Here is a 12,148-nt window from a genome sequence, read left to right on the forward strand (position 1 = left end):
GCTTACGGCCTCGATTTCGTCTGGGCGATGGCAGCCTTGAGGCCCCTCGCGAGATCCGTGGTCGAGCCGACGCCCCAGTAGTGCAGGAACATCATCCTGGGCGATTCGCCGGTCATGTGGTTGTGGATGGCGACGATGTTGATGCCCGCGCTTCGCAGCGCCTTGAGGACCCCCTGAAGCTCATCCTCGTACATCACGAAGTCGCCATCTACGACGGCCTGTTCATCGCTGCCGATAAAAGCGGCCCAGGTGTTGACCCCCATCGTGTTGCCTACCTGATGGCCATGCATGGTGGTCGTGCGCCCAATGGTGATCTTGTAGACGCCGTTTGCGAGATCGCCCTTCTCGCCCACGACGGCGTCGATCTTCTTCGGGTCGAGTGAGGTCTTGGCCGGGTCGAGATTGGCGCTGGGAATCACACCCTTGCCGCCGCTCGTCGCACGAATCTTTTCGAAAACCTTGCCGACGGCAGAGGCCAATGCCGCCTCGTCCCCCATCCCCCCGATGTGCATGAACATCACCCTGGGCGAGTCCCACAAGAAATGGTTGTGCAAGCCGGTGACTTCAAGGCCGTTCTCGAGCGCCACGCTCATCACGGGGTTGACCTGGTCCTCGGTCACGACCATATCGCCCATCACCATCGTGGGCGCGCCTACCTTCTGGAAAGCTGCCCAAGAGGTGAGGCCCATGGGGGGCGTCATGCGAACCCCGGCGGTGGTGACCTTCAGGTCCGAGCGCGGGACGCTCACCTTGAAGGCCTTTTCTTGTTTGTTGAGCGTCCCCTTGGCGCCGCTCAATCTCTCGATTGTCGCCGTGTCGAGCTCTTGAGAGGCCGCACCAATCTTGAAATGATTGGCACCTTCTGTCGCATCGGCCCTTCCGCAGGCCGAGACCACGATGGTTGTCGCCAACACCGTCACAAGGGCGATGCGAGGGTTTCTCATGACGAAGCTCCTCAAAAATCAGGCCACACAGAAGCGCGAGCGCCCGCATCGTAGCACGCCCTACAAGCTATGCTCGCTCGCCTCTCCTGCGGCATCAAGCCAATCCCCATGGCCAGGTTTCGTCCAGTCGTTGACGGCAACGGGGGCGGCTTTTAGGATGGCCCCGACCAGACCGAGTAGGTGAGGCGTCATGGCGCTCGTCGAGACCTTTCTTGGGCTCATCGTCGTCCTGGGAGTGGTCGCTTTGCTCGCTCCCAGGATGCGTGTGCCGCTGTCGGTTATCCTGGTGGCGGCGGGCGTCATCATCGCCCTCGTGCCAGGCTTGCCCACGCTGGAGCTCGATCCTGGCATCGTCTTTTTCCTATTCGTGCCGCCCATCATCTACTATGCGGCGTTTTTCAGCCCGTGGCGCGACCTGCGGGAGAATGTGCGGCCGATTGCGCTGCTGGCGAGCGCGCTGGTGCTGACGACGATGGTGAGCGTCGCGGTCGTCGCCCATCGCATCCTGCCGGGTTTCTCCTGGCCCCTCGCCTTCGTGCTCGGGGCGATTGTCTCGCCTTCGGACGCCGTGGCGGTCGTCGACATCTTGAAGGATCTGCGACTACCGCGTCGGTTGGTGAGCATCCTGAAAGGCGAGAGCCTCCTGAACGATCCGGTGGCGATCATCTCCTACCGCATGTCAGTCGCGGCGGTCGTCGCCGGAACCTTCTCCCTTTGGCAGGCGGGTGTTGCCTTCCTCTTCGTCGCAGCCGGCGGCATCCTCGTGGGCTTGGTACTCGGCTGGACAGCCGCTTGGCTGCGAACCCACCTGAACAATCCCGCGATCGAAACGACGGCCTCCATCCTCACGCCCTACGCGGCGTTTCTGGTAGCCGAGAAGCTCGGCGTGTCGGGCGTTCTCTGCGTGCTGATCGTCGGGATCTACCTCGGCCTGCAGCCCCGGCTCGCGTCGTCGGTGGCGCGCCTACAACTGACGGCTGCCTGGGGAACCCTGCTGTTCGTCATGAACGGGCTTGTCTTCCTCTTGATGGGGATGCAGATTCCGCCCGTCGTAGGTCGCTTGGCTGGCCACTCCTTCGTCAACCTGGCTTGGGCGGCCGTTGTCATTTGCTTGACCGTCATCGGGGTGAGGTTCGCCTGGGTCTTCGCCAACATCTGTTACTCCTGCGCGATGGCGCGGCGGCGGGACTTCCCCTGGGGCGAGGTGGTCGTGACGGCATGGACCGGCATGCGCGGCCTCGATTCGCTCATCACGGCCCTGGCCTTGCCCTTGTTCGTCAAGTCCGGTGCGCCGTTTCCGGAGCGCGATCGCATTCTGTTCATCACGGCCTGCGTCATCCTGGGGACCCTGTTGCTGCAAGGCTTAACCCTGCCGGCGCTCGTGCGACGGCTCGGGGTGAGCGATGTCGGGCAGGAAGATCGTGAGGAGGCGGAGGCGCGATACCTGGCGGCTCAGGCTGCCTTGAAGCGTATCCAGGAAGAAATGGATCACGATCCCGGCCTCTCCGCAGAGGGGTCGGTGGAGCAGCTGCGATCGCGCTATGAGGCGCGCTTGCCTCGCTACGCCGCGAAGATGCGGGGCGGAAGAGACGAACGCTCGGAAACCCGGGTGGATGCTTACCACCGTCTGCTCAATGCGGCCATTGACGCTGAGCGACAAACCATCCTCATGCTGCGCGACCAGGGACGCATCAGCAACGACGTGATGCACCGCATTGAACGTGACCTGGACCTGGAAGAAGCGCGCCACGCCGAGGAGAAAACCTGATCTGTAGTTGCTCCTTGAATTGCTTCATCAAGAGCGCGTTCGCTGCTGAAGGAGGCCGTCGTGGGCTTGCTGGCAGTCAACCCTTGCAGGGAGGATGGGAGAGGCTGAACTTGCTGCCCTAGTCCTTGCTGGGATCTTCTCCCAGGCCGGTTGGCTTGCCGGCATGGGAGAACCCGATGTTGACGACCTCCTCGTTGCCTACCACCCAGGCGTCATGGCCAGGGGGGATATAAGCGGCATCACCAGGGCCTAGCTCGACTTCGGTGCCATCATCCATCCTGATGTGCAGGTGACCGGACACCATGAACACGCGATGCAGCAGTTGGCAGCTTTCCGTGCCGGCTTGCGACTTCACGTCCACTGACCACTTCCAGCCTGGCTGGAAGCGGGTTCGACTGATGGTGGCGTCGCCGACGTTGACCAGCTCGATTCGACCGTGGGGCGGCGTCTTGGTTTGGAGTGGAGTGGCGAGGTTCTGGTGATCGACCGGGCCTGAACGAGTGACGAGTGCGGGGGATTCCGACTGGAAATCAGGTTCCGCCATGGCTTGCCTCCTTTTGGTCGTCCATGGCCTCACGATAGAAGGCGACAGGCCATGGCACAAGGCTCGAAGCAACGCTGACAGAATCTGGAAAAATGCGTGAAGCCCGCACGGAAGCTTTTCCGCAAGTTGCTGCTGAGCTACCCTCAGGGGCTAACGACTTCGATGCGGTACCCATCCACCCTCACGCCTGAGTGCCGGGCGTTGCGAGCTCCTAGCGCCGGTTGCGCAAAGCGATGGCAGCAGGAATCCACTCAGGGGGATAGCTGGAGGTGCAGCCCTTGGGGACCGGCCGATCGTCCCAGCGGCCCAGCCGTTCGCCGGCTGCGATGGCCTTGTCGGTGTGCGACGAATGGTACACCCCGATCATCACCAGGCACATGTTCATCGATTCTTTCTTGGGCCTGGGGGTCGCAGGGAGCTCCGTCTCGATCTTGGCCATGAGCGCATCGAGATCGAGGGCGCCCTGCTTATCCTTCTGCACGGCCGAGGTCATGAGGTTCCACCCGGCGCGGCCGAGCAATGGGTCGACCAAATCAAGCCACCTTGCGCACAAGGCCTCGGCCAACTTTGAATCCTCCAAGACGTTATCTGTTAGCTTGTCGAGGATCGGGGGCGAATCGCAGCTTTCGGCGAGACGGATGCACTCCTCTTCGCTCAACTGCTTCGGATCGAGAATCAAGGTTGCCAAGACCCGTGCCTCGAACCAACCGGAATCCCACAGTGCAAGCCCCAGGGCGTGCTGTTTTTTGAGCCCCTTGGCCAGCACCCGAAGGTCGCCCATCTTGATGCCGAAAACCTTGTCCCCGGCCCCTTGCTTCGCATAGATTTTGCGGACCGCAGCCGAGCCCTTTGCCTCAAGCTCAGCCAGGATCTCCGATGCGCTTGGAATGTCTGTCGTCGCGTTTTTCTGCATACCTAAACTTACCATGCAAGAGGTGTCACGGAGGCTCTGGCAGGATGAGAGGGCGGTGTGCCCGTAAAAAGCACGGTGGCGTGAAGACACTTTGGGCGGAGCTGGTAAGACGCCGTTGTTAGGGCCAAGGGAGGGGGTGCTACGATGACCGCATGCCGTCTCTTTTCCTGCTTGTCATCGCCTACCTAGGCTTCATCAGCCTGGGCCTGCCCGATTCGATCCTCGGGGTCGTCTGGCCATCCGTGTACCCGCATTTCGGGTTAACGGCCGGCCACCTGGGGGTGGTGCTCACCGCGACGGTGAGCGGCTACCTGGTTTCCAGCCTCCTGGCGGGGCGTGTCTTGCAACTGCTTGGGGTTGGTGGCCTGCTGGCGGCGAGCTGCGCGCTGGTCTCGGTCAGCTTGGCGGGATTCGCGCTCGCTCCGGTCTGGCTAGTCTTCGTCGGGAGTGCCGTCATCGCGGGGCTGGGGGCAGGGGCCATCGACTCAGGCCTCAACGCCTACGCCGCCCGTCACTTCTCGGCTCGTCAGATGAACTGGCTTCACGCCTGCTGGGGGGTCGGGGCCACCCTGTCCGCCATGACCGCCGCCGCGCTCCTGGCGAGGCACTTCCCCTGGCAATGGACCTACGGATCCCTGTGCATCCTGATGGTCGGGATGACCGCCCTCTTCACGCTGAGCCTGAATGCCTGGCAAAGGAGCCCCGAGCCTACGGCGGAGTCCCCGGGACCTGCCCTCTCGGCTCAAGACCAGGTCCCGGCCACGATGCGTGAGGCGCTGCGACACCCGCTGGTCATCGCCCAGGTGGTGGTTTTCTTCGTGTACAGCGGCTTCGAGATGACGGCCGCGAACTGGTCCTATACGCTCCTCACCCAGTACCGGGAATTGTCCGAGGGGCTCGCCGGTACGGCCGTGAGCCTCTTCTGGGTCTCGCTCACGGCGGGGCGGTTCTTGCTCGGAGCGATCGCCGATCAGGTGGGCGTCCGGCGTCTTTTAATCCGCTGCGTCACTGCGGGCCTGCTCGGTGGGCTCTGCTTCGTCCTCGCGCCCTGGCCATGGGTCTGCATCATGGGGCTCGCCGTACTGGGAGCCTCATTGGCCCCGCTGTACCCCGGCATGATGACCCTGACCCCTCGCCATCTCGGCCGCCTTGCCGAGCATGCGGTCGGGTTCCAGGTCGGCGGCGCCATGCTCGGCCAGGTGAGTATCCCCAGCCTCGGCGGGGTCTTGCTGGTGGCCTATGGCCCAGCTGCACTCAACGGCCTGGTGGGCGTCATGGCCCTGTTGCTCTGGTTGGCGATCATGGGGCTGCTTTGGGCAGCCCGCCGCGAGAAGGCAGTCTAGCCTGTTACGGTGGAGATAGACCCCCGATCGTGCATGCGAGGGGTGAAGGGTAGAAAGACGGCCAGCCTGTAAAAGCCAGGCTGGCCGTCTCTTCTCGTTCGTGTCGTCGGACGCGTTCAGCCTTTGCGTCCTGCCGCTGCTACTTCGAAGCTGCGAGCGCCGAAGTGCTGTCGACGAATGCCGCCAGGTGCTCGCCGGTCAGCGTCGACTTCGCCGCCACCAGGTCGGCCGGGGTGCCTTCGAAGACGATCTTCCCGCCGTCGTGGCCGGCACCCGGCCCGAGGTCGATGATCCAGTCGGCGTGTGCCATCACCGCCTGGTTGTGCTCGATCACGATGACCGACTTGCCGGAGTCGACCAGTCGATCCAGCAGCCCGAGCAGCTGCTCGAGATCGGCCAGGTGCAGCCCGGTGGTCGGCTCGTCGAGCACGTAGACGCCGCCGTCGGCACCCATGTGCGTCGCGAGCTTGAGGCGCTGCCGCTCGCCACCCGAGAGCGTGGTGAGCGGTTGGCCGAGTCGCAGGTAGCCGAGCCCCACGTCGGCCATGCGCTTCAGGATCGCGTGCGCGGCTGGCGTACGCGCCTCGCCGGCGCCGAAGAAAGCGACCGCGTCTTTGACCGGCAGGGCGAGCACCTCGGCGATGTTGAGCCCGCCGAGCCGGTACTCCAGGACCGACGCCTGGAACCGCCGACCCTCGCACTCCTCGCAGACCGTGCTGACGCCGGCCATCATCGCCAGGTCGGTGTAGATCACGCCGGCGCCGTTGCAGGTCGGGCAGGCACCCTCGGAGTTGGCGCTGAACAGGGCAGGCTTCACGCCGTTGGCCTTCGCGAACGCCTTGCGGATCGGCTCCAGCAGACCGGTGTACGTCGCCGGGTTGCTGCGCCGCGAGCCGCGGATCGGGGTCTGGTCAACCGATACCACCCCGTCTCGGGTACCCACCGAGCCGTGGATCAGCGAGCTCTTGCCCGACCCTGCCACGCCGGTCACCACCACCAGCACGCCGAGCGGGATGTCGACGTCGACGTCCTGAAGATTATGTGTGCGGGCGCCGCGCACCTCCATCACGCCCGAGGGCTTCCGCACCGAGGGTTTAAGGGAGGCGCGGTCACTCAAGTGACGGCCGGTGAGCGTGCCGCTCTTCTGCAGCGCATCGACGGTGCCCTCGAAGACCACCTCTCCGCCGGCGGTGCCGGCTCCGGGGCCGAGGTCGACGACGTGGTCGGCGATCGCGATCGTCTCCGGCTTGTGCTCGACCACGAGGACGGTGTTGCCCTTGTCGCGCAGCCGCAGCAGCAGGTTGTTCATCCGCTGGATGTCGTGGGGGTGCAGGCCGACCGTCGGCTCGTCGAAGACGTAGGTCACGTCGGTGAGCGACGACCCGAGGTGGCGGATCAACTTGGTGCGCTGCGCCTCACCGCCAGACAGCGTGCCGGCCGGCCGGTCGAGGCTGAGGTAGCCCAGCCCGATCTCCACGAACGAATCGAGCGTCTGCCCCAGCGACGCCAGCAAAGGTGCGACGGACGGCTCGTCAAGACTGCGCACCCACTCGGCCAGGTCGCTGATTTGCATCGCGCAGGCGTCGGCGATGTTGATGCCCTTGATCTTGCAGGACCGGGCGCCCTCGCTGAGCCGGGTGCCGTTGCACTCGGGGCAGGTGGTGAAGGTGACCGCCCGCTCGACGAAGGCGCGGATGTGCGGCTGCATCGAATCGACGTCCTTGGAGAGGAACGACTTCTGGATCTTCGGGATCAGCCCCTCGTAGGTCAGGTTGATGCCGTCGACCTTGATCTTGGTGGGCTCCTTGTGGAGCAGGTCGTGGAGTTCCTGCTTGGTAAACTCGCGGATCGGCTTGTTCGGGTCGAAGAAGCCGCAGCCGCTGAAGATGCGGCCGTACCAGCCATCCATGCTGTAGCCGGGGATCGTGAGCGCACCCTCGTTGAGCGACTTGCTGTCGTCGTAGAGCTGGGTCAGGTCCATGTCGTTGACCGAGCCCATGCCCTCGCATCGCGGGCACATGCCGCCGTTGACCGTGAACGTGCGCTTCTCGGTCGTCTTGCCGCCGGCCTTCTCGATCGAGATCTGCCCCGCCCCGGTGACCGACGGGACGTTGAAGGAGAAGGCGTTGGGCGGGCCGATGTACGGTTTGCCGAGGCGGCTGAACAGCACTCGCAGCATCGCGTTGGCGTCGGTCGCCGTGCCGACCGTCGAGCGAGAGTTGGCGCCCATTCGCTCCTGGTCGACGATGATTGCGGTCGTCAGCCCTTCCAGGACGTCGACCTCGGGCCGGCCCAGCGTCGGCATGAAGCCCTGCACGAACGCGCTGTAGGTCTCGTTGATCATCCGCTGCGACTCGGCCGCGATGGTGCCGAACACCAGCGACGACTTGCCCGAGCCCGAGACGCCGGTGAACACGGTCAGCCGCCGCTTGGGGATCTCGACGCTGACGTCCTTCAGGTTGTTCTCCCGCGCCCCTAGGACGCGGATCAAATCGTGGTTGTCTGCGGGGTGTTGGTTTGAGCTCATGAAATCCTCGCGAGCAGCTCGGTGGGCGTCATTGGTCCATTATCTCCAGCAGTTTATCGGGGGCGATCGGCGTGCTCCGGCCAGAAGTCACGGCGCCCCAAGCGCTGGCCGTTCACCAGGCATTTTACCCGCTTGCCAATGAGTCGTAGCGCCTGGGCACGTCTTCCGGCACGGACATCAGCTGTCACAAAGGTTCAGGCGCTAGGCCACAAGCTGCTCCGATGGGCCGAACTCTCCGGAAACGAACGCCAGAGGCTAGGTTGACAGATCAATAACCAGCGAGTTATGAATTACGTATGCCTGCTGCACCCGATGAACTCTTCCGAACCCTCGCTGATCCAACTCGGCGGGCGATCTTTGAACGCCTGGTCAGTGGTGGCGAACAGACGGTACGGGCCCTGACGGATTTCGCTGGGGTTTCGCAACCAGCGGTGTCCAAGCACCTCGCCCTGCTCAAGGTTGCAGGCCTTGTTCGCGATCGCCCCGCCGGGCGGTTGGTTCACTACAGCGCAGACCCGCAGGGGCTGGCTCCCTTGGTCGATTGGATGAGCCAGTACGGCGCCTTCTGGCAGAGCCGCTTCGACCGTCTAGAAGCACTTCTCGAAAGGATGGATCCTTGACACACGCAACCGATGCGACCCGCACCCTGGTGATCGAGCGGGTGATGCCGCACCCGCCGCAGAAGGTCTGGCGGGCCCTGACCGAGGTGCCGTTGCTTGATGATTGGCTTCTGAAGAGCGACTTCCAGCCGGTCGTCGGCCACAAGTTCAGCTTCCGCAACGAGCCGATGCCGCAATGGGATGGAGTCGTCCACTGTGAGGTGCTGACCGTCGCGCCCCAGGAGCAACTCGCTTATCGCTGGGAGGCGCTCGGCCTGAACTCGGTCGTTACCTGGACGCTGACCCCCTCTGAAGGCGGCACGCACCTGAAGATGGAGCAATCTGGCTTCGGCCCCGAAAACGGCCATGCATACGCGGGCGCCAAGTTCGCCTGGAACCGCATGCTCGATACCCTGTCCGGACTGCTCGCGCAGGCCTGAACCATTGTCATTGCCCCGCCAAGTGCGCGGCCAGAAAGGAATCCTTGCCAATGAACATCCTCTTATGGGTCCTCCAAGCCGTCCTCGCCCTGCAGGCCTTTGCCGGGGGGGCCTACAAAATCTTCAAGTTCGACGACATCGCGCAGATGCCGGTGATGGCCGCACTCCCGCGCAGCGGATGGGGAGCGGTCGGCGTGCTTGAAATGGTGTGCGCGGTCCTGCTCATCGTTCCGGCCGCCACGAAGTGGATGCCGGTCCTGACCCCGATCGCTGCCGCCGTGCTCGTGCTGGAAAGCCTTGCCCTCGCCGGCCTGTACGGGCGGCACTCGCTACAGCTGAGCGCTGCCAACCCGCTGGTCTATGTCCTCGTGGGGGCTGCACTGGCGGCGGTCGTGGCCTACGGGCGGTACGCGTTCTTGCCGAAGATCTAACGCTTTGCAGCATCAGGTCTGAGGGCCTCTTCGATAGCGGGGAGGTTCGGAAGCCCAAAAGAGAGACGGCCAGCAGTCAGAAGCTCTGCTGGCCGTCTATTCTATCCTCTTGCGAGGAGTCGGAGCGGCGCGACCGTTAACCAGAGATACACACACGTTGCCACAAGCCTCCAGGATCTGCTCCTTGGCTTGCTCTTGCCGGCGTCGCCGCCCGCCATCCATTGCCTGTAACGCCCGGTGTGACGAGACTACGTCCTGGCCCTATCGAGACGAACGTACGTGTTCATCGTCCGGGACGCCTCACGCTGAGCGTCCGTCAGGGTTACCCCAGCTGGGGAGATTGGCCGGTTGAGGCGTTCCGCTTCCTCCAAGGCGCTGACCCAGTGGTGCAAGGTCCAGCCGTAAGGTTGGAAGAACTCGGCACCTCCTTCGGGAGCGAACCGAGGCACGTTCGATGACCCGGCCTCTTGGGTGTTCCAGCTACGGACGACGAAGGGAAGCATCGCCGGGTGAAGCAGGTCCATCAGCCAAGTTTGGTACCCGGGTACGCCCGCCAAATCGGTAGCAAGCTCCGTGACCATCGCGGGATCCAGGTAAAGAAGCAACCCCTCGGTCAGCACCAGGACGCCATTCGAGGCTTCGCCTATCGAAGCCAAGAGCTTTTGCCTGGATTCAGCCTCCGACAAGTCGAGGGCGACGCGCTCAATCCTGCATGCGCCAGGCTCATTTGCCAGACAGGCATCCTTGTAGGAGACAAGGTTCGGAAGGTCGACCTCGATCCACCGAAGATCCCGGGGCAAGGTAAGCCGATGGGGGCGGGTGTCGAGTCCGGCTGCCAGGTTGACGACGGTATCGATCCCCCCTTCCGAGATGCGATCCAGGATCATCTTGTCGAACGATACAGTCCGAACGACCAGGGAGGCCACCGTGGACCCCCGTCCCTTGCTCATGGCCTCCTCGATGGCTGCCCCCCTATCACCTGCAAGGCGCTTGGCAAGGTGATCGTTGAAGTGTGCATCCGGTCGTTCGCTCTCCACGGCCCGGCACCATGCCGCCCATCGGGCGGTGTCTGAAATATTACGGATGAGGGGGGAACTGGATGAGTCACGTTTTGTCACGGGAAGGCTCTCCATTTCATTACGGAGCTCGTGTCGTAGGCCAACGGCACCACACGCAAAGTACAAGTCCCTTCTGCGTAGGTTCTGACAGGCCTGCGATTATGAGGCCAGACCCGGGGCTTGCGGCAAGCCCCCCCGCAGGGTGTAGCATGGATCATGGAGATGGGTCGGGCTTGGATAAGCTACTCGCCATTTCGATGGATGCCGCACGAGCCGCCCACTGCCATAATGGCCGAACACCAATCCAGGAGCTGCTTCTAGCAGTCTAGCCTTAGAAGGCTCTTCATCTGACGACTCTCGGGGCGAAGGCGATAATGGCCATCCCCGTCAGGGTGACTGCAACGCCAATCAGGTCCCAGCGGTCGGGGCTCTGCTTCTCGACAAGCCACATCCAGACGAGTGCCGTGGCCACGTACACCCCGCCGTAAGCCGCGTAGATTCTTCCCGCAGCGCCTGACGGGTGTAGCGTTAGAAGCCAGGCGAACAGCGCGAGGCTCGCAGCCGCTGGTACGAGTAACCAGGCGGATTTACCGTGTTTCAGCCAGAGGTATGGTAAGTAGCAGCCCACTATCTCTGCACAGGCCGTAAGCAGGAAGAGGGTCGTCGTCTTAAGAATCGTCATGGGTCCTTTGTCGCAGCGTCAAAAGACTGCTGAACACTCAAAAAGAAAGACGGCCAGCTCGTAGAATTCAGGCAGGCCGTCTATTCAAGAGTCGGAGCGGCGGGATTCGGATTCCGGTCGAGGCACCCCATGCCCCAAGGGCTGGAATCTCGCCCACAAGCTTCTACTGAGCTCTACTTCTCCGCCAGTACTTTCAGCTCTTGCAGGGCCTTCGGCCACATGTCCTGGAATTCATCGACCATTTCTTCCGCGACATCCACCTCGACCAGGACCTCAGAGACGCCGTCCTTCTCGCTGAAGGTGTAGGTCTCGAAGGAAGGTGTCCACTTCTTTACCTCATCGCTCGTCGTATCGACCTTTCCGTCTTGGATGAACCCGAGATGCTCGATGGAGACGAACTCGTTTGGCCGGATGTCGTGAATCCGGGAGTACATGCCGCCGGTCTTGCCGGACGACGGGTCAGGGCCGAGAAAGCGGATCTCGCTGCCCTTCTCCCAGGAGCCCTCGAAGTAGGATCCCGGGTTGAAGGCGCGCGTCCATTCGCGGTAGGTGGCGTCCTCCAGCATGGTATTCCAGACCTTTTGCTTGGAGGCGTTGATCGTGATCGTGTAGCGCTGCTTTTGCATGTTGGTCGACTCCATGATCTTGCTGAGGAGGTTAGTCGGCGGGCTATCTAGGTCTTCTTACCAGAACTGGTTCCAGAGGTTAATCTAGCTTGATTGGCTTGCAAACTTGTCATGCTGCACTCCGCCAACATCGAGCGTATTCAAGACTTTCTGAATTTGCTCAATAAGGATTGCCAGCGACATCCTACCTTTCGACTTACACAAATAGAAAGGTAGCCTGCCCGTAGAAGCCGGGCAGGCTACCTATTCTTACACTCTCACTCGGTTGGTACG

12 protein-coding genes are annotated in these 12,148 nt (G+C 62.9%); 5 read left to right on the forward strand and 7 right to left on the reverse strand.

What is annotated here, in order from left to right:
• Positions 1-2: 2 nt before the first annotated feature.
• Positions 3-944, reverse strand: coding sequence for a DUF1259 domain-containing protein (locus tag J7643_00610; protein ID MBO9539076.1), 942 nt, complete (start codon positions 942-944; stop codon positions 3-5).
• A gap of 190 nt (positions 945-1,134) precedes the next feature.
• Between J7643_00610 and J7643_00615 the strand changes: the two genes are divergently transcribed.
• Entirely contained in the window at positions 1,135-2,712 is a 1,578-nt protein-coding gene (locus tag J7643_00615) for a Na+/H+ antiporter (GenBank protein MBO9539077.1), read from the forward strand.
• A 118-nt stretch (positions 2,713-2,830) separates the two neighbouring features.
• On the opposite strand, the gene J7643_00620 is transcribed toward J7643_00615, so the two are convergent.
• Positions 2,831-3,256 carry a cupin domain-containing protein gene (locus tag J7643_00620; GenBank protein ID MBO9539078.1) on the reverse strand — a complete coding sequence of 142 codons (426 nt, stop codon included), beginning with the start codon at positions 3,254-3,256 and terminating at the stop codon, positions 2,831-2,833.
• A 211-nt stretch (positions 3,257-3,467) separates the two neighbouring features.
• A complete protein-coding gene (locus J7643_00625) occupies positions 3,468-4,169 on the reverse strand; it encodes a DNA alkylation repair protein (GenBank protein MBO9539079.1) in 702 nt (233 codons plus the stop codon).
• 152 nt (positions 4,170-4,321) lie between these two features.
• Here J7643_00625 and J7643_00630 point away from each other — a divergent pair, with 152 nt between their 5' ends.
• On the forward strand, positions 4,322-5,512 hold the full coding sequence (locus J7643_00630; GenBank protein ID MBO9539080.1) for an MFS transporter: 1,191 nt from the start codon (positions 4,322-4,324) through the stop codon (positions 5,510-5,512).
• A 139-nt stretch (positions 5,513-5,651) separates the two neighbouring features.
• Here J7643_00630 and J7643_00635 read toward each other — a convergent pair whose 3' ends face one another.
• Positions 5,652-8,039 carry an excinuclease ABC subunit UvrA gene (locus J7643_00635; GenBank protein MBO9539081.1) on the reverse strand — a complete coding sequence of 796 codons (2,388 nt, stop codon included), beginning with the start codon at positions 8,037-8,039 and terminating at the stop codon, positions 5,652-5,654.
• A 296-nt stretch (positions 8,040-8,335) separates the two neighbouring features.
• Between J7643_00635 and J7643_00640 the strand changes: the two genes are divergently transcribed.
• Genes J7643_00640 through J7643_00650 form a run of 3 tightly spaced genes read left to right on the forward strand, consistent with a single transcriptional unit; the run spans position 8,336 to position 9,509 of the window.
• Positions 8,336-8,659 carry a helix-turn-helix transcriptional regulator gene (locus tag J7643_00640; protein MBO9539082.1) on the forward strand — a complete coding sequence of 108 codons (324 nt, stop codon included), beginning with the start codon at positions 8,336-8,338 and terminating at the stop codon, positions 8,657-8,659.
• Positions 8,656-9,078, forward strand: a complete 423-nt coding sequence (locus J7643_00645; GenBank protein MBO9539083.1) for an SRPBCC domain-containing protein — start codon at positions 8,656-8,658, stop codon at positions 9,076-9,078. Before J7643_00640 ends, J7643_00645 begins: the two co-directional genes overlap by 4 nt.
• 50 nt (positions 9,079-9,128) lie before the next feature.
• The gene (locus tag J7643_00650; protein MBO9539084.1) at positions 9,129-9,509 is read left to right on the forward strand and encodes a DoxX family protein; all 381 of its coding nucleotides are present in this window, start codon (positions 9,129-9,131) and stop codon (positions 9,507-9,509) included.
• Positions 9,510-9,757: 248 nt separating this feature from the next.
• Here the strand turns inward: J7643_00650 and J7643_00655 are convergent, their stop codons facing one another.
• From J7643_00655 to J7643_00665, 3 genes are all read right to left on the reverse strand, one after another.
• Positions 9,758-10,642 (reverse strand): class I SAM-dependent methyltransferase, encoded by an 885-nt coding sequence (locus J7643_00655; GenBank protein MBO9539085.1) that lies wholly within the window; start codon positions 10,640-10,642, stop codon positions 9,758-9,760.
• 268 nt (positions 10,643-10,910) lie between these two features.
• A complete protein-coding gene (locus tag J7643_00660; protein MBO9539086.1) occupies positions 10,911-11,249 on the reverse strand; it encodes a YnfA family protein in 339 nt (112 codons plus the stop codon).
• Between the two features lie 173 nt (positions 11,250-11,422).
• Complete coding sequence (locus tag J7643_00665; protein MBO9539087.1) at positions 11,423-11,875, reverse strand: SRPBCC domain-containing protein; 453 nt, start codon at positions 11,873-11,875, stop codon at positions 11,423-11,425.
• Positions 11,876-12,148 lie beyond the last annotated feature (273 nt).

This window comes from bacterium (genome assembly GCA_017744355.1).
Classification (GTDB): Bacteria; Cyanobacteriota; Sericytochromatia; order S15B-MN24; family UBA4093; genus JAGIBK01.